The sequence below is a fragment of the Arthrobacter sp. TE12232 genome, assembly GCF_054062615.1.
In genome coordinates this window covers 876,389-894,395 of sequence record NZ_JBSSFK010000001.1, presented here as the reverse complement: position 1 = coordinate 894,395, position 18,007 = coordinate 876,389, and the positions used below count along the sequence as shown (strand labels likewise).

The 18,007-nt window shown below is 67.7% G+C and carries 14 protein-coding genes and 1 pseudogene; 9 read left to right on the top strand and 6 right to left on the bottom strand.

The window, feature by feature from the left end; translation table 11 throughout:
* The first annotated feature begins 21 nt into the window (after window positions 1-21).
* The 8 genes from ACVWZ7_RS03960 (at window position 22) to ACVWZ7_RS03925 (ending at window position 8,852) form a co-directional block, all read left to right on the top strand.
* The gene (locus tag ACVWZ7_RS03960) at window positions 22-1,059 is read left to right on the top strand and encodes an NAD kinase (protein WP_116767568.1); all 1,038 of its coding nucleotides are present in this window, start codon (window positions 22-24) and stop codon (window positions 1,057-1,059) included.
* Between the two features lie 3 nt (window positions 1,060-1,062).
* A complete protein-coding gene (gene recN, locus ACVWZ7_RS03955) occupies window positions 1,063-2,799 on the top strand; it encodes a DNA repair protein RecN (RefSeq protein WP_456507046.1) in 1,737 nt (578 codons plus the stop codon).
* A gap of 87 nt (window positions 2,800-2,886) precedes the next feature.
* Complete coding sequence (locus tag ACVWZ7_RS03950; protein ID WP_456507045.1) at window positions 2,887-4,680, top strand: CTP synthase; 1,794 nt, start codon at window positions 2,887-2,889, stop codon at window positions 4,678-4,680.
* A gap of 27 nt (window positions 4,681-4,707) precedes the next feature.
* Window positions 4,708-5,373 (top strand): NUDIX domain-containing protein, encoded by a 666-nt coding sequence (locus ACVWZ7_RS03945; RefSeq protein ID WP_456507044.1) that lies wholly within the window; start codon window positions 4,708-4,710, stop codon window positions 5,371-5,373.
* Entirely contained in the window at window positions 5,370-6,389 is a 1,020-nt protein-coding gene (gene xerD / locus ACVWZ7_RS03940; protein WP_456507043.1) for a site-specific tyrosine recombinase XerD, read from the top strand. The genes ACVWZ7_RS03945 and xerD overlap by 4 nt, the downstream gene beginning before the upstream one ends.
* A 67-nt stretch (window positions 6,390-6,456) precedes the next feature.
* Window positions 6,457-6,945 carry an 8-oxo-dGTP diphosphatase gene (locus tag ACVWZ7_RS03935; protein ID WP_344362294.1) on the top strand — a complete coding sequence of 163 codons (489 nt, stop codon included), beginning with the start codon at window positions 6,457-6,459 and terminating at the stop codon, window positions 6,943-6,945.
* 67 nt (window positions 6,946-7,012) lie between these two features.
* Window positions 7,013-7,525, top strand: coding sequence for an RNA polymerase sigma factor (locus tag ACVWZ7_RS03930; protein WP_344362292.1), 513 nt, complete (start codon window positions 7,013-7,015; stop codon window positions 7,523-7,525).
* Window positions 7,518-8,852, top strand: coding sequence for a hypothetical protein (locus ACVWZ7_RS03925; protein ID WP_456507042.1), 1,335 nt, complete (start codon window positions 7,518-7,520; stop codon window positions 8,850-8,852). Before ACVWZ7_RS03930 ends, ACVWZ7_RS03925 begins: the two co-directional genes overlap by 8 nt.
* Before the next feature lie 76 nt (window positions 8,853-8,928).
* Here ACVWZ7_RS03925 and ACVWZ7_RS03920 read toward each other — a convergent pair whose 3' ends face one another.
* From ACVWZ7_RS03920 to ACVWZ7_RS03905, 4 genes and pseudogenes are all read right to left on the bottom strand, one after another.
* Complete coding sequence (locus ACVWZ7_RS03920) at window positions 8,929-10,068, bottom strand: bifunctional 2-methylcitrate synthase/citrate synthase (RefSeq protein WP_116767556.1); 1,140 nt, start codon at window positions 10,066-10,068, stop codon at window positions 8,929-8,931.
* Window positions 10,069-10,130: 62 nt separating this feature from the next.
* Entirely contained in the window at window positions 10,131-11,033 is a 903-nt protein-coding gene (gene prpB, locus ACVWZ7_RS03915) for a methylisocitrate lyase (RefSeq protein WP_091255778.1), read from the bottom strand.
* Window positions 11,034-12,554 (bottom strand): MmgE/PrpD family protein, encoded by a 1,521-nt coding sequence (locus tag ACVWZ7_RS03910; protein ID WP_456507041.1) that lies wholly within the window; start codon window positions 12,552-12,554, stop codon window positions 11,034-11,036.
* Window positions 12,550-13,207: pseudogene (locus ACVWZ7_RS03905) on the bottom strand (GntR family transcriptional regulator); the annotation flags it as partial. The pseudogene ACVWZ7_RS03905 and the gene ACVWZ7_RS03910, both read right to left, overlap by 5 nt.
* Before the next feature lie 189 nt (window positions 13,208-13,396).
* Here ACVWZ7_RS03905 and ACVWZ7_RS03900 point away from each other — a divergent pair.
* Window positions 13,397-15,295 (top strand): AMP-binding protein, encoded by a 1,899-nt coding sequence (locus tag ACVWZ7_RS03900; protein ID WP_456507040.1) that lies wholly within the window; start codon window positions 13,397-13,399, stop codon window positions 15,293-15,295.
* A 167-nt stretch (window positions 15,296-15,462) separates the two neighbouring features.
* On the opposite strand, the gene ACVWZ7_RS03895 is transcribed toward ACVWZ7_RS03900, so the two are convergent.
* Both ACVWZ7_RS03895 and ACVWZ7_RS03890 read right to left on the bottom strand, forming a co-directional pair.
* Window positions 15,463-16,197: a response regulator gene (locus ACVWZ7_RS03895; protein ID WP_344362278.1), complete on the bottom strand. Its 735-nt coding sequence runs from the start codon at window positions 16,195-16,197 to the stop codon at window positions 15,463-15,465.
* A complete protein-coding gene (locus ACVWZ7_RS03890) occupies window positions 16,194-17,891 on the bottom strand; it encodes a sensor histidine kinase (protein ID WP_456507039.1) in 1,698 nt (565 codons plus the stop codon). The genes ACVWZ7_RS03895 and ACVWZ7_RS03890 overlap by 4 nt, the downstream gene beginning before the upstream one ends.
* Window positions 17,892-18,007: the final 116 nt, after the last annotated feature.

Genomic DNA, 18,007 nt, shown 5'->3' with positions numbered 1-18,007 from the left:
ACCACCAGAAGGCGGAACCCGATGAGCAGGCGTGTCCTCATCCTTGCCCACACAGGGCGCGAGGAGTCCCTCAAGGCTGCCTGGGAGGCGTGCGCCCAGCTGCATGGCTCCGGCCTGATCCCCGTGATGCAGAAGACCGAACTCGGGGACATGGTCCGCTTCTTCGGCCGGCTCGACCACCCCGTCGAGGTCCTCCACGACCACGTGAAGCTGCCCGACGTCGAACTCGTCATGGTGCTGGGCGGGGATGGCACCATCCTCCGGGCCGCCGAGCTCGTCCGCGAAGTCGACGTCCCGCTGCTCGGCGTGAACCTCGGCCACGTGGGTTTCCTGGCCGAAAGCGAGCGAGCCGACCTCGCCCAGACCGTCGAATGGATCGCGAGCCGTGAATACACGGTGGAGGAGCGGATGACGATCGACGTGCAGGTCTGGGTCCGCGGCCAGAAGATCTGGCACACCTGGGCCCTCAACGAGGCGGCGATCGAAAAGGGCAACCGGGAACGGATGCTCGAGGTGGTCACGGAAGTCGACGAACGCCCCCTGACCTCTTTCGGCTGCGACGGCGTCGTCCTGGCCACTCCCACCGGCTCCACGGCGTACGCGTTTTCCGCCGGCGGCCCCGTGGTATGGCCCGAAGTCGAAGCCCTGCTGATCGTGCCCATCAGCGCCCATGCCCTCTTCGCCAAGCCGCTTGTGGTCTCGCCCCGGTCCAGGCTCGCCGTCGAGATCCTGAACCGGACCGACGCCCAGGGCGTGCTGTGGTGCGACGGCCGCCGCTCCGTGGACCTGCCGCCCGGCGCGCGCGTCGAAGTGACCCGCTCCGCCACCCCGGTGCGGCTGGCCAGGACGCACCAGACCCCCTTCTCCGGCAGGCTGGTACGCAAATTCGAGCTGCCGATCCAGGGCTGGCGCGGTCCCATGCCTCAGGCGGAGGCCATCCACACCGGACCCGTCCCGATTATCCGCACACCCCGTCCCATGCCGCCGCTGCCCTCGCCGCGCCACGCAGGGCACGGCGACGCACCCGATCCATCGCCAGACCCCTCAACCGAGAAGTGAACCATGCTTGAAGAACTGAGAATCCGCGACCTCGGCGTCATCACCGACGCCATCTTGCCGTTGGGCCCGGGCCTCAGCGTGGTGACCGGTGAGACCGGCGCCGGCAAAACCATGGTGGTCACCGCCGTCGGCCTGCTCCTCGGCGCCAGGTCAGACGCCGGCGCCGTCCGCAGCGGCGCGAAGAGCGCCTCCGCGGAGGCCGTGCTGAAGCTCGACGTCGGACACGCCGCCATCGCGCGGGCCCGCGAGGCGGGCGCGGAGATCGAGGAGTTCGACGGTGGCGCGGAGCTGTTGCTGGCCCGCAGCGTCGGCGCCGACGGCCGCAGCCGCGCATACGTGGGCGGACGCGCCGCGCCGGTCGGCGTGCTCGCCGAAATCGGCGACACGCTTGTGGTGGTGCACGGACAATCGGACCAGATCCGGCTCAAGAGCCCGGTGGCGCAACGCGGCGCTTTGGACAAGTTCGCCGGCGACAGCCTCGCCAAGACACTGGCTACCTATCAGGAGCTCTACGCCCACTGGCACGCCAGCCAAGGTGAGCTGGATGCCTTGCGCAGTGCCGCCCGGGAGCGCCTCCGCGAGGCCGAGTCGCTGCAGGCTGCTCTCGCCGAGATCGACGGCGTCGACCCGCAGCCGGGGGAGGACGAGGCCCTGAAGGCCGAGGCCGTGAAGCTGGCCAACGTCGAGGAACTGCGGATTGCGGCCAGCACCGCCCACCAGGCGCTCATCGCCGAGGACTTCGGCGAAGACGCCGACGCCACCACCTTGGTGGATGCCGCCAAGCGCACCCTGGAACACGTGGCCGAACACGACGAGGAGCTGGGCTCGGCCGCGGCGCGCCTGGCCGAGGTCGGTTTCCTGCTCAACGACATCGCCACCGAGCTCGCCAGCTACCAGGCCGCCCTGGACACCGAGGGTCCGGAGCGGCTCGCCGAGATCGAGGACCGCCGGGCGGTGCTGGCCAAGCTGGTCCGGAAGTACGCTCCGAGCATCGACGAGGTTCTGGTCTGGGCCGAGCAAGCCCGCGCCCGGTACGACGAACTGCAGGACGACTCCACCCGGATCGAGGCGCTGGATGCCGAGGTCACCCGCGCCGAAGCCGGGCTCCGGAAGCAGGCCGCCGCGATCAGCAAGGCGCGCACCAAGGCTGCGAAGGACCTCTCTGCCCGGGTCAGCGCGGAGCTGACGGCGTTGGCCATGGCCGACGCCACCCTGGTCATCAATGTGGAACCAACAGAGCAGCTGGGACCGTTCGGCGCAGACGAGATCTCCTTCCTGCTCCAGCCGCACTCCGGGGCCCCGGCCCGGCCGCTGGGCAAGGGGGCCTCGGGTGGTGAACTCTCCCGCGTCATGCTCGCCATCGAGGTGGTGCTGGCCGCCGTCGACCCCGTCCCGACGTTCGTCTTCGACGAGGTCGACGCCGGCGTGGGCGGCCGCGCCGCCGTCGAGATCGGGCGCCGGCTGGCGATGCTGGCCCGGCACGTCCAGGTCCTCGTGGTGACCCACCTGCCGCAGGTGGCCGCCTTCGCGAACCAGCACATCCGGGTCACGAAGACCTCCGTCCGGGGCGCCGACGGCGCCACCGCCACCGGCTTCACCTCCAGCGACGTTCAACTGCTGGACGAGGCCGAGCGCGTCCGCGAGCTGGCCCGCATGCTCGCCGGCCAGGAGGACTCGGAATCGGCCCAGGCCCACGCCCAGGAACTGCTGGACGACGCCAAGCTCCTCCCGCAGATCTGAGGGGCCCGCCAGTACCGCAGCAACGACCGCCGCTAGGACAACAATCACATCGGGATCCCGCCAAAGAACCCGTGGAAGGCCGAATTGATGATAAGCTCAAACCCCGTGGTGCAGCGATCAAACTCTCGTGTAAATTCCCGGTTTCCGGGCTCGTCCAAGACGACCAAACACATCTTCGTCACCGGTGGTGTAGCGTCCTCGCTCGGTAAGGGACTGACGGCTTCGAGCCTCGGCCACCTGCTGCGGGCTCGCGGTCTGTCTGTAACAATGCAAAAGCTCGATCCCTATCTGAACGTGGATCCGGGCACGATGAACCCCTTCCAGCACGGCGAAGTCTTCGTCACTGACGACGGCGCCGAAACGGACCTGGACATCGGCCACTACGAGCGCTTCCTCGATGAAAACCTCGAAGGCTCGGCCAACGTCACAACCGGCCAGGTCTACTCGACCGTCATCGCCAAGGAACGCCGCGGCGAATACCTCGGCGACACCGTCCAGGTCATCCCGCACATCACCGATGAGATCAAGCGGCGCATGCGGCTGCCCGCCGAGGGCAAGAACGCCCCCGACGTCATCATCACCGAAATCGGCGGAACCGTGGGCGACATCGAGTCCCAGCCGTTCCTCGAATCCGCCCGCCAGGTCCGCCAGGACATCGGGCGCAACAATGTGTTCTTCCTCCACGTATCGCTCGTGCCGTACATCGGGCCGTCCCAGGAGCTCAAGACCAAGCCGACGCAGCACTCCGTTGCCGCGCTGCGCTCCATCGGCATCCAGCCCGAGGCAATCGTGATCCGTTCGGACCGCGACGTCCCGCAGCCGATGCGCGAGAAGATCGGCCGCATGTGCGACGTCGACATCGACGCCGTGATCGGCTGCCCGGACGCGCCCAGCATCTACGACATCCCCAAGACCCTGCACTCCCAGGGCCTGGACTCCTACATCGTCCGTGCCCTGGACCTGCCGTTCAAGGACGTGGACTGGACCAGCTGGGACAAGCTGCTCGACGCCGTCCACAACCCGAAGCACGAGGTTGAGATCGCCCTCGTCGGCAAGTACATCGACCTGCCGGACGCCTACCTGTCCGTCACGGAGGCCCTGCGCGCCGGCGGCTTCGCCAACGACACCAAGGTCAAGATCCGCTGGGTCCCCTCGGACGAATGCGAAACCCGCGAGGGCGCCGTGCAGTCCCTCGGTGGTGTCGACGCCATCTGCGTGCCGGGCGGCTTCGGCATCCGCGGCCTCGAAGGCAAGCTGGGCGCCCTGAAGTACGCCCGCGAAACCAAGCTCCCGGTCCTGGGCCTCTGCCTGGGCCTGCAGTGCATGGTGATCGAGTACGCCCGCAACGTGGTCGGACTCGAAGGCGCATCCTCCTCCGAGTTCGAGCCTGACTCCAAGTACCCGGTCATCGCCACGATGGAAGAGCAGCTGGACATCGTTGATGGCAAGGGCGACCTCGGCGGCACCATGCGCCTGGGCCTCTATGAAGCCAAGCTCGATGAAGGCTCCGTTGTTGCCGAAACCTACGGCGCCACCAAGGTCAGCGAACGGCACCGGCACCGCTACGAGGTCAACAACAAGTACCGGGATCAGATTGCCGCCAAGGGGCTTTCATTCTCAGGTACGTCGCCCGACGGCAAGCTGGTCGAGTTCGTGGAACTTCCCCGCGACGTCCACCCGTACTACGTGGCCACGCAGGCGCACCCCGAGCTCAGCTCGCGGCCCACGCGCCCGCACCCGCTCTTCGCGGGCCTGGTCAAGGCGGCCCTGGATCACCAGCACGCCGCCGACGCTGCACCGGCGGCAAGTGCCGGCGGCAGCGCCACCGCAGAAGCCCCGGCCACTGCCGCCAAGCCCTCGTCGGCAGCAGTGTCCAAGTAATTTCCAACTGAATCAAAGGACGGCGCGATGCCCGGTATGTCTGAGACCCCCAATGCTGCACGGCAGGTTTCGGATGAACCGAGCCCGCGCCGTCTTTTGTCTTCCCACAAGGTGTACGAAGGCAGGATCTGGGACGTCGTCAGTGACAGCTTCCAGCTCAACGACGACGGCGACACCCTCGTCCGGGACTACATCGACCATCCCGGTGCGGTAGCCGTTCTCCCGATGAACGACGCCGGTGACGTCCTGCTGCTCCGGCAGTACCGGCACCCCGTCGGCATGGATCTCTGGGAGATCCCCGCGGGGCTGCTCGACGTCGAAGGCGAGGACTTTGTCGTCGGCGCTGCCCGCGAGCTCGCCGAGGAAGCGGACCTGGTGGCGGACCGCTGGAACGTGCTGGCAGATTTCTTCAACTCCCCGGGGTCCTCCAGCGAGGCCATCCGCATCTACCTGGCCCGCGGCCTGAGGGAGGTGCCGGGCCACGAGCGGCACGTCCGTACCGAGGAGGAAGCCGAAATCGAACTGCACTGGACGCCGCTGGACGAGGCCGTGCAGGCAGTGCTGGACGGCCGCCTCCACAACCCGTCCGCCGTCGTTGGCGTCCTTGCCGCGGCCGCCGCCCGCGCCGACAACTTCACAAGCCTCCGCCCGGCCGACGCGCCCTGGCCGGCCCATCCCAGCCAGCGCCGATGACCGACGCGCTGATCGCCGGCCCGCAGACGCTGGAACCGCGCTCCCCGGCGCCGACGGTTCGGCCGCAGACGGAGATTGACCGCGCCGTCACTGACTACCTGCAGCACATGGGGGTCGAACGCGGACTGGCGGCGAACACTCTCGCCGCGTACCGGCGGGACCTTGCCCGCTACGCGAGCTACCTCGCCCGTTCCGGCCGCCAGCGCCCGGCGGACGTCACCCGGCATGATGTCACCGGCTTCGTCCAGGCCTTATCCGACGGGTCCGACGGAGGGTCCTCCCTCGGCGTCCGGTCCGCGGCACGCACCGTCGTGGCAGTGCGCGGTCTGCACAAATTCTGGGCGCTGGAAGGAGTTACGCCCACCGACCCGGCCAGCGATGTCCACCCGCCGATGCCCGGCAAGCGCCTGCCCAAGGCGATCAGCGTCGGGGAGGTCACGAGGATCCTCGAGGCCGTCGGCACGGATACGGCCACCGGACTGCGTGACCGTGCCCTGCTCGAGTTCCTCTATTCCACCGGAGCCCGCATCAGCGAGGCCGTCGGCCTTGACGTCGACGACATCTCCTTGCACGCCTCGCGCGGGGCCGGCGACAGCGAGGGTCCCGCGATCGTCAGGCTCTTCGGCAAGGGGTCCAAGGAACGCCTCGTCCCACTGGGATCGTTCGGGGCACGAGCCCTCGACGCCTACCTCGTCCGCGGCCGGCCCCTGCTGGCCGCCAAGGGCAAGGGCACCCCGGCGCTGTTCCTGAACGCCCGCGGCGGCAGGATCAGCCGGCAAAGCGCCTGGACCATCCTTAAGTCGGCCGCGGACAAGGCCAACATCACCAAGGACGTGTCACCGCACACCCTACGGCACTCCTTCGCCACCCACCTGCTGGAGGGCGGTGCCGACGTCCGCGTGGTCCAGGAGCTGCTGGGGCACGCCTCGGTGACCACCACGCAGGTCTACACCCAGGTGACGGCCGATACGCTGCGGGAGATCTACGCCGCCGCGCACCCGCGCGCCCTGGGCTAGGACGGCCACCCGGGCCAACCGCGGCGGGGCGACCTCAGCCACCGTGGCCGGGCGCTAATGTTGATCCATGAATTCGACAGCTGTCACTCTGTGCTTCCTGCTACGCGACGAAGCCGCCGGGACGCACGTCCTGCTCGGTACCAAGAAGACCGGGTTCGGCGTCGGAAAAATAGTGGGTCTCGGCGGCCATGTGGAACCGGGGGAGTCCGACGCCGAGGCCGCCTGCCGCGAAGTTTTCGAGGAGGCCGGAATCGTGGTCAGGGAGCACGATCTCCGCGTCGCCGGACTGATCGAGTTCGTCTTTCCCGCCCGGCCGGAATGGAACATGTCCACGAGCCTCTTCACCGCGCGCCGCTGGACCGGCGACCCGGTCGAAAGCCAGGAAATCATTCCGGAATGGTTCCCGGTCACGTCGCTGCCGTTGGCGCGCATGTGGCAGGATGCCGAACACTGGCTGCCGCTGGCATTGGGGGAGGGCGCTGTGGACGCCGTCATCATCCTGAACGATGACAACGAGACCGTGGCCTCGGCGGAATATTCTTTGCGGGGCGTGTAACCCCGGCCCGGAAGCCGGAAACAATACAGTTATCCAGCAGTTCGGACATTTGATTTTTGGGGGATGCGTGCTTTCGGAGCGCGAGTTGGCGTTTATCGCCATTCATAAAGACAACTATCCGCAGGTCTACAGGTTTGTCCGACGGCGGGTGGAATCGGTCGAACTGGCGGAGGAACTCGCCGCGGATGTCTTCCGGGTGGTGTGGCAGAAGAAGTGGGACGACGCGTCCCGGACGGATACGGCGTGGCTCCTGACCGTCGCCCGCAACCTGATCGGGAACGCCTACCGGAGCCGGGACCGGCAGGAGGCGCTCCAGGACAAGCTGCGTTCCGCGGCCGTGGTGCGGTTCGGCGGCGATTCGGACAACGTGGCGGTCCAGGACGCCCTGGCCGCTCTTCGGGAGAAGGACCGGGACATCCTCCAGCTCGCGTACTGGGATGAATTGAGTATCGCGGAAATTGCCGGTGTGCTGCACTGCAGCGAGTCCGCCGCCAAGGTCCGGCTGCACCGGGCGCGGGCCGCCTTTCGCAAGCACATTCCGGCAGGCGCTGAAACGATGACACAGAAAATGGGTGCCTGAGATGGATCCGATCAAGAATATGATTTCCGGGACGGACCCCGTGCGCAACGATCCGTCCGTGCCCGACGGCGAGGCCGCCCTGCGCAGGATACTCACCGAGCCCGCGGAGTTTAGCGACAGCCTGCCGCACAATGTCTTTTCCCTCGCGGACCGGAAGCGCAGGCGGACCCGGCTGGCCGGCGTACTGACACTGGCGGCGGTGGCCGTCACGGCCGGCGTCCTCGTGGCCGCCAACCTGGGTTCCCTCACCACCGCCCCCGTTCCGGCGGCCACCGTCACTACGACGGCGACCACTTCTACGACGGCCTCAGCGACAGTTTCGGCTAGCGTGACGCCGTCGGCGACCCCGACGCCGACGGCAGCGGCGAGCGTGCCGGCAGCCACCGGACCTGTCGCCTGCACGAAGGACAGCGTGGCCGGCGTTCAGAGCTGGTTCGCTGACCAGTTGCCCACCGCAAAGGTTGCGGGCTGCGCGGGAGACTGGATGGCCTTGAGCGTCCAGGCCTCAGGCGGCCAGACCGACGCCGGCAGTTGGTTCTGGATGGCCAAGCTGACTGACCGCAAGTACGTCATCGACGCTGACCAGCCGTGGGCGAACATGCCCGGCTGGGATCAGGCGGCGGCGAACAATGAGCGGCTGACGGCGGAACGGTACATGGACGGGCAGTTCGCGTCCAAGGGAATTCCCGTGGAGCTCCGGAAGGCTCTCGTAGGCGCCCCGGCGCCGGGCAGCTTGGCGGCGCGGGGGATCAAGACGTACGAGTACTGGTCCACGGGCTATAAATTGGCCTTCAACTACCCGGCTGCCTGGCAACTCGCCGGGACCGCGGAGAGCAACGCCCTCTCAAACGGTGAAGGAACTTCCCTCACGGATTCCGCCGGCAAGGAAGTGGCACGGCTGGCCTTCGGCGATACCAATGACTGGACCACCAGCGGGTGCCTTAACAACGCACCCTACAAGGTCCTCGACAGCCAGCCGATGGCAGGACTCCCGGTCGACTCGGCAGCGCCGGCACAGGGAACCCCGAGGTTCGCTTACGTCGCCATGACCTCAGCAGCAAATGACGGAGGTCCCGTCCAAGCGGCGATAGGGATCACGAACCGCATCGCCGGACAGGACGGGATCGGCTGCGTCCTTGATTTTGCGGTACAAGGCCCGGACTCTTTGAAGTTTTACAGCTTCGCGGATCGTCGTCCCCTTGGCGGAGCCACCTGGGGTCTCTACAAGTTCCAGACCATGGACGATGCCCTGGCCTTCACCCGCACCCAGGCCTACAAGGACCTCAAGACGGTCATCACCTCGCTGACCGTCACTAAGGTCAGCTAGGACCGGTCCGCGGGCACAACGAAGCGGGCCGGCCACCTGAAAGGTGACCGGCCCGCCGTCGAGCGTTGTTCGAAAGTTACGGCAGGTGCCGTTCTTCGACGCCGTTGTACTCGCTCAGCGGGCGGATCAGGGAGTTCGATTCCAGCTGCTCCATGATGTGCGCCGTCCAGCCCGTGATGCGGCTGGCGACGAACAGGGGAGTGAAGGTGGGGGTGTCGAAGCCCATGAGGTGGTAGGTCGGGCCGGCCGGGTAGTCCAGGTTCGGCTTGATCGCCTTGGCCTCGTCCATCGCCGTTTCCAGACCGTTGTAGAGGCCCAGCAGCTCCGGGCGGCCGTAGTGCGCGATCATCTTGTCCAGGGCCGCCTTCATGGTGGGCACCCGGGAGTCGCCGTGCTTGTAGACGCGGTGGCCGAAGCCCATGACCTTGCGCTTGTGGGCCAGGGCGTCTTCCATCCATGCTTTGGCCCGTGCGTGGGCCTCGTCCAGCGACTCTTCCTGCCGGATACCGATCTCGTCGAAGGTGTGCATGACGGCCTCGTTGGCGCCGCCGTGCAGCGGGCCCTTGAGCGCTCCGATCGCCCCGGTCACGGCCGAGTGCAGGTCCGAGAGCGTCGAGGTGATGACCCTGGCGGTGAAGGTCGAGGCGTTGAACGAGTGCTCTGCGTAGAGGATCATCGAGACGTTGAAGGCGTCCACGACTTCCTGGACCGGTTCCTCGCCGAAGGCCATCCAGAGGAAGTTCGCCGAGTAGCCCAGGTCATCGCGGGGCGCCACGACGTCCTGGCCGTGCCGGCGGCGCTGGTCGTAGGCCACGATCGCCGGCATCGCCGCGAAGAGGTCAATCGCCTTGGCCATGTTGGCCTCGCGCGAGGAGTCCTCGGCCAGCGGGTGCCGTGCGCCCATGACGGAGGCTGCCGTGCGGCAGACGTCCATGGGGTGCGACGTGGTGGGCAGCGCGTCCACCACCTGTTTCACCACGGGATCGATGGGACGGCCGGCGCGTTCCCTTGCGGTGAATTCGGCCAGTTGCTCCGCGGTGGGCAGTTCACCGTTCCAGAGCAGGTAGGCGACTTCCTCGAAGCTGCACTTGGCTGCGAGTTCCTGGACGGGATAGCCGCGGTAGAGCAGCGAGTTGGTGTCCGGGTTGACCTTTGAGACCGCGGTGTAGTCAACTACGACGCCGGCGAGGCCCTTCTTAATGTCCTGTTCAGCCATGCTGAAACTCCTTTGTTCCTAACGCCTGTATACCGGCACGTGCCGGCGGTTCCATGCGGGGCTTACTGACCTGGGATATGGAAATTAAAGACTCCGGTATCGAATCGGTTGTAAGCCTCATAATCAACGAGATCGTACAAACGCGCACGGGTCAGCATGCTCCCAACCTGTGCCTCTTGGGTTCCGTCGGCCTTAATCGATTCCAGAGTACGCTCCGCAGCCCCCATGGCACTACGGAGAAGGGTGACCGGATAGATCACCATGTTGACGCCGACCCCAGCGAGCTCGTCCACCGTGAACAGGGCGCTCTGGCCGAATTCGGTCATGTTGGCCAGGATCGGGACGTCGACGGCGTCGCGGATCGCCTGGAATTCGCTCAGGTCCTTCATGGCCTCCGGGAAGATCGCGTCGGCCCCGGCCTCTACGAGGGCCTTGGCCCGGTCCTGGGCGGCCTGGAGACCGTCGGTGGCCCGGATGTCAGTCCGGGCCATGATCAGGAAGTTCGGGTCGCGGCGGGCGTCGGCCGCGGCGCGGATCCGCTTGGTCGCGGTCTCGAGGTCCACCACGTTCTTGCCGTCGAGGTGGCCGCAGCGCTTCGGGTTGAACTGGTCCTCGATATGGCAGCCGGCCAAGCCGGCATTCTCGAGTTCCTGGACGGACCGCGCCACGTTCATCGGCTCGCCGAAGCCCGTGTCGGCGTCCACGATGGACGGCAGGTCGGTCATCCGGGCGATCTGCCCGGCCCGGGTGGCGACCTCGGTGAGCGTGGTCAGCCCGATGTCCGGCAGCCCGAGGTCGTTGGCCAGGACGGCGCCGGAAATGTAGACGCCGGCGAAGCCCTTTTCCTCGATCAGCCGGGCCGAGAGCGGGTTGAACGCGCCCGGGAACTGCTGGATGGTGCCGGAGGCCAGGAGCTCCCGGAACCGGATCCGCTTCTGCTCCGGCGTCGTCTTCGAGTACAGCATTTAGAAGAGTCCCTTCGGGGCGGCGGCGAGGTCGATCACGCCGTCGGCCGCCTGGATGTTCAGCTGGTCAAGCTCACCGGCGGCGAGCTCCGGAAGCCGCGCGGCGGCGGCGAGGAAGCGCTCGATCTCCTCGTCGGCCACGAGGCCGGCGGCGAGGGTGCGGAACTTGTTGACGTACTGCTCCCGCGCGAACGGCCGGGCACCCAGCGGGTGGGCGTCGGCTACGGCGATCGACTCCGTGATGACGGTGCCGTCCTTGAGCGTGATGACCACGGTGCCGCCAAACGCCTTCTCGGCGATGTCCAGGGAGTGGTAGCGGCGGGTCCATTCCGGGTCCTCGACGGTGGTGACCTTGTGCCACAGCTCCACGGTGTCCGGGCGGGCGGCGCGTTCCGGGGCGTAGGAATCGACGTGGTGCCACGCGCCGTCCTGCAGGGCGACGGTGAAGATGTACGGGATGGAGTGGTCCAGGGTTTCGCGGCTGGCCGTGGGGCTGTACTTCTGCGGGTCGTTGGCGCCGGAGCCGATCACGTAGTGCGTGTGGTGGCTGGTCTTGATCAGCACGGAGTCGACGTTGGCCGGGTCCGTGACCTCGGGGTGCTCGCCGTGCAGCTTGCGCGCCAGGTCGATCCACGCCTGCGCCTGGTACTCGGCCGAGTGCTCCTTGGTGTAGGTGTCCAGGATGGCGCGCTTGGCCTCGCCGGCCTCGGGCAGAGGCACCATGTAGGAGGCGTCCGGGCCGTCTAGCATCCACGCGATCACGCCGTCTTCGCCCTCGTAGATCGGCACTGGGGAGGTCTGGCCGCGCATGGCACGGTCCGCGGATTCGACGGCCATCTTGCCGGCGAACGCGGGGGCGTGCGCCTTCCAGGTGGAGATTTCGCCCTTGCGGGACTGCCGGGTGGCGGTGGTGGTGTGCAGGGCCTGGCCGACGGACTGGAAGATGGTCTCGACGTCGAGACCCAGCAGGGTGCCGATGCCGGCCGCCGCGGACGGGCCGAGGTGTGCCACATGGTCGATCTTGTGCTTGTGCAGGCAGATGGCCTTGACCAGGTTGACCTGGATTTCGTAGCCGGTGGCGATGCCGCGGATCAAGTCATGTCCACTGGAACCGACGTGCTGGGCGACGGCGAGGATCGGCGGAATGTTATCGCCCGGGTGCGAGTAATCCGCGGCCAGGAAGGTGTCGTGGTAGTCGAGCTCACGGACCGCGACGCCGTTGGCCCAGGCAGCCCACTCCGGGGCTACGCGCTCTTCGATGCCGAAGACCTTCGAGCCCTTGCCGCCGGTGGTCGGGCCGTGGGTGAGGGCCTGGGCCCGGGCCGCGACGATCGGGGCACGGTTCAGCGAGGCGATCGCCACCGAGGCGTTGTCGATGATCCGGTTGATCACCATGTCCGTGACCTCATCGGTGACCTCCACGGGATCCGCGGCCACCGTGGCGATCTTGTAGGCAAGCTGGTCCTCGCGGGGCAGGTTTTCCTCGCTCTTGTAAACGCGGACGTGGTGTTCCTTGACCATGGTGCTCCTTATTGGTGAGGTGTATGCGTGGCTTTGACGTGGGAAAGACTGCGGTGCAGGTGAAGCGTCGTGGCGGCCTCGGCCAGCCGCGGGTTGCCGGCGGCGATTGCCTCGGCGATGGCGGCGTGCTCGGCAGCGGCGGCGGTGAGCCGGGCGGCGTCGTCGGCGGCCAGGCGCCGGACGCGCACGAGGTGGACGCGGAGGCTGCGCATGGCCTGGGCGAGGTACGCGTTGGAGATGGCTGCGTCGATGGCCGCGTCCAGCCGCCCGACGAGCTCGTAGTACTCATGCAGGGCCGGGTCCTCGCCGCCGATCAGTTCCGGGGCTTCGAGCAGCTCCCGCCGGAGCTGGTCGAAGGTCGCCCGGTCGCCGCGCTCGGCGGCCAGGGCGGCGGCCTTCCCTTCGAGGGTTTCGCGCAATTCGAACAGTTCGTCGATGTCGTCCAGGGAAATATCGGTCACGACGACGCCGCGGCCGCCCGCCGTCGTCGTCAGCCCTTCGGCCGTGAGCCGGCTCAGGGCCTCGCGCAGCGGCGTGCGCGAGATGCCCAGACGCTCCGACTGTTCCACCTCCGCGAGGACTGTGCCGGGCAGGAGGCGCCATTCGATGATGTCGTCGCGCAATGCCGCGTAAGCCCTATCGCTGGCTCGCATCCTGCCTCCTTCGCTGCTGGGCCCTTTGGGGGTGGCCACAAACCAGTGTATACACGCAAGGGCACTTTGCCCAGTAGTCGGCGGATAAAGCGCAGAAATCGGTCGTTCTTGTATACATAACCCTTGTGGTGGCCGTCCGCCACGGTTTACCATGGGCTGCATCACACCGTCGTGGACAGGATGTATCTCATGGTCACCAAGAGCTACCGGGACGCCTACAAACGTAGCCTCGAACAGCCCGCAGAGTTCTGGCTGGACGCTGCCCGGGGGATCTCCTGGTCCACCCGGCCCCAACAGGCCCTCGATGCCAGCAGGGCGCCGCTCTACGACTGGTTTCCGGATGGCGTCCTGAACACGTCCTACAACGCGCTCGACCGGCACGTGGCGGAGGGCAGGGGCGCACAGGACGCCCTGATCTACGACTCCGCCATGCTAGGCACGCAGAAACGCTTCAGCTATGCCGAACTGACGGAGCTTGTGGCCCGGTTCGCCGGTGTCCTACGCCGCAGCGGAGTCGGCAAGGGCGACCGTGTGGGGATCTACATGCCGATGATCCCCGAGGCCGCCATCGCGATGCTGGCCACGGCCCGGCTCGGCGCCGTGCACTCCGTGGTGTTCGGCGGCTTTGCCCCGAAAGAGCTCGCCGCCCGCATCCGGGACGCCGCCCCCGCGGCCGTGGTGACGGCGTCGGGCGGTATCGAACCCTCGCGCCGGATTGAATACCTGCCCGCCGTCGCGGAGGCCCTCGGCATCGCCGGCGCCCCGGACACCCCGGTGCTGGTCAAGACCAGGGATGGCTTCGCCGCGTCGGTGGCCGACTACCCCGGGTGGCTCGACTGGGACACCGAGATGGCTTCCGCCGAGCCCGCCGCGCCTGTCGATGTGACGGCGTCTGATCCCCTCTACATCCTCTACACCTCGGGCACCACGGGCGCGCCGAAGGGCGTGGTGCGGGACAACGGCGGCCATGCCGTGGCCCTGAGCTGGACCATGGCGAACATCTACGACGTCGCACCGGGCGACGTCATGTGGACGGCTTCGGACGTCGGCTGGGTGGTGGGGCACTCCTACATCGTGTACGGGCCGCTCCTGGCCGGCGCCACCACGGTGCTGTACGAGGGAAAACCGGTGGGAACCCCCGACGCCGGCGCATTCTGGCGGGTGATCCAGGACCACAAGGTCAACGTGCTGTTCACCGCGCCCACCGCTCTGCGAGCCATCCGGAAAGCCGACCCCGAGGCGCAGCTGCTCAAGAACTACGACATCTCCAGCCTGCGCACGCTCTTCGCCGCCGGCGAGAGGCTGGACACCGACACCTTCCACTGGGCCTCCCGGGTCCTCGGCGTCCCCGTGGTGGACCATTGGTGGCAGACCGAGACGGGCTGGGCCATCTGTGCCAACCCGCGCGGCCTGGATGGGCTGCCGATCAAGGCAGGATCGCCCAGCGTCCCGATGCCCGGCTTCAGGCTCAACGTCGTCGACGGCGGGGGCGAGGACGTCGAGGCCGGCACTGAAGGAAACATCGTCCTGGAGTTGCCGCTCCCGCCGGGCACCCTGACTACGCTCTGGCGCAACGACGAACGCTACATTTCCTCCTACCTCCAGGCATTCGAGGGCTACTACGCCACGGGCGACTCCGGCTACCGGGACGAAGACGGCTATCTCTTTGTCATGGGCCGCACCGATGACATCATCAACGTCGCCGGACACCGGCTCTCCACCGGCGCCATGGAACAGGTGATCGGCCAGCACCCCGCCGTCGCGGAATGCGCCGTGATCGGCCTCGCCGACCCGCTCAAGGGCCAGCGGCCCAGCGGCTACGTGGTGCTCAAATCCGGGGTGGACATCCCGGAAGAGATTCTGGTCAAGGACCTCATCGCCCTGGTCCGGCGGGACATCGGCGCCGTGGCCGACTTCAAGCACGTCACCGTGGTGGAGGCCCTGCCCAAGACCCGCTCGGGCAAGATCCTGCGCAAGACCATGCGCCAGATCGCCGACGGCGACGAGTACGTGGTGCCGTCCACGATCGAGGACGCCGGCGTGATTGACCGGCTGCTGGGAACTCTGCGCCCGGCCGCTTCGGAGTAGCAGGGCCCGCGGTCCCAGCCCCGCGTCACGCAGGGCAGGTTTTTGGGCTCCTCCGCAGGCCCTTCGTGAGGCACGACGGCGGGAATCCGCCGTCGTGCCGAAATAGCCATCCTGAAACTCTGCGCTGCGTGACGCCCGGTGGGGGAGTGGCCGCGGGGCAGTGCTGGTTATGGCCGCGCCGCTGACGACGGCGGCCGGTTCCAGCGGTATTCGTTCTCCGGGCGGCCGGGAGTGCCGTACCGTGCGGCGCGGGAAACCGTGCCGGCGTCGGCAAGGTACTCGAGGTAGCGCCGCGCGGTGACTCTGGACATGCCGAGCGCCGCCATGACCTCGCTGGCTGACACCGCCCCGGACTGCCGCTCGATGAAGTCCTTGACGGATTCCAGCGTGGAGACGGACAAGCCCTTGGGCAGCGACACTTCGGAAGGGGCCCGCAGGCTCGCAAATGCCTGGTCCACATCACTTTGGGAGGCGCCGGCCCCGGGCTTTCCCGTCCGGGGGCCGGCGAGCTGTTCCCGGAACAGCCGGTAGCTGGCGAGTTTGTCCGCGAACGTGGCGTAGGTGAAGGGCTTGATCAGGTACTGGACCACGCCCGTGGCCACCGCGCTGCGGACGATGTTCAATTCCCGCACGGCGGTGATGGCGATGATGTCCGCGAAGAGTCCGGCCGCCCGCATGCGGCGTGCGATGTCCAGCCCGTGCAGGTCCGGGAGGTTCATGTCCAGCAGCACCAGTTCCACCGGGTTGCCCGCCGCCGCGAAGTCCGTGAGCAGGCGCAGGGCGGACTGCCCGTCGGGCGCGGTGCCGGCCAAGGTGAAACCGTCAATCCGCTCGATGTAGGCGGCGTGCGCCGCGGCGGCGATGGGCTCGTCTTCGACGACGAGCACCCGGATGTCGCTCATGGCTGTTCCTCTGTTGTGACCGGCAGTGTTGTAACCGGCAGCGTGACGCGGAATAGAGCTCCGGCGGGGCTGGTGATTGTCATGGTACCGCCCAGTCGATGCACGGCCTGGCGGACCAGGGCCAGGCCCAGGCCCCGCCCGAAGGGTCCCGGCGTCTTTGTGCTGAAGCCGTGCCGGAAGACGTCGTCCACGGCCGCGGGGTCAATTCCCGGTCCGCTGTCCTCCACCGTGATCTCGAGGGCGGCCCCGGTGGTCACGACGGACAGCTCCACGAGCCTGGGAGGCGGTGCCTCGGCCGCGGCGTCGATCGCGTTGTCCAGCAGGTTCCCCAGGATGGCCACGAGGTCCTGCACGGCGAGCCCCGTCACGGCCGTGGATCCGCTGGTGTTGAGGGTCAGTTCGACGCCGCGTTCGTGCGCTTCGGCTGCCTTGCCCATGATCAGGGCGCCGAGTACCGGTTCCTCGATGGAACCCACCAGGTCATCGGTCAGGCGCTGGCTCAGTTCCAGGTCCTTCGTGGCGAAGTCGAGGGCCTCGGGGGCCCGCCCCAGTTCCATCAGGGAGACGATCGTGTGGAGCCGGTTGGCGTGCTCGTGGGTCTGGGCGCGCAGCGCGTCCGAGAGCGTACGCATCGTTTCCAGTTCGCTGCCGAGGGATTCAATTTCGGTCCGGTCCCGGATGGTTGCCACCGTCCCGTAGACGTGGGCGCCGTGGACGGGGGCGCCGGCAGCCGCTCTCCGCTGGCGGCCCGCGGCCGATGCAGGGCCAACCGCCGGCCCCTGGTTTACCACCAGGACCCGGGACCCGGTCAGGTGGATCTCATCGAGGGCGGTCCGTCCCGATTCGAAGAGTTCCTTGAGGCTGGCTGCAAGCGGCATATCCGAGAGGGACGGCGCCGCCTGGCGCCCGCGTCCTGCGGTGCCGGCAGCGGGATGGCCGTCGGAAGACTGCTTAGGCAGCCCCAGCAGCTCGGCGGCCTGGTCATTGTACATCACCACTTTGCCCTTGGGATCGATCAGGATCACGCCCTCACGCACCGAATGCAGCACCGATTCGTAGTAGGCGAAGAGCTGGCCCAATTCCTCGGGACCCCAGCCGCGGGTCACCCGGCGCAGGTAACGCCCCAGGAGCCACGACGCCACAGAACCGACCACCAGCAGCGCCAGGGCAATGGCCAGCAGCGCCGGCAGCCTGCTGGAGACCGCCACATCCACCGTCCGGACGGTCACACCCGCGGCCACGAGCGCCCGGACCTTGCCGTCGGCATCCTTGACCGGGGCGATGGTGCGCACCGACGGGCCGAGGGTGCCGGCCACGACCTCCGTGAACACCCGTCCGCTGAGGGCCTCATCGATCGACCCGATATAGGGCTTGCCCAGTTCCTCGTCCCGGGGATGCGTCCACCGGGTCCGGTCCGGCGCCATGATCGTGATGAAATCCGCGTCGGCATCGTTCGTGACCTTCAAGGCATACGGCTGGAGCAGGGCGGACGGGTCGGCGGCGCTCGCCGCCTGCACGACGAAGGGAGCGTCCGCCACCGCGGTGGCAATGCCTTCCATCCGGCGTCCGGCCTCGTCGTAGGCATGATCGCGGGCGTCGACGAAGGTGGCCGTTCCCACGATCGCCGTCAGCGCCACGATGAACAGCAGTTGGGCCACAAACAGCCTCCGCGCGATGCTCCAGCGGTGGATCATCAACACCTTCCATGACCAATATGAACGCAAGGGTGATGTGCGTCACCCCGTCATCAATGATGGGTTACACACACGAACGGCCGCGAGGACCACAGCCGGGACCGCGCGAAAGTCCA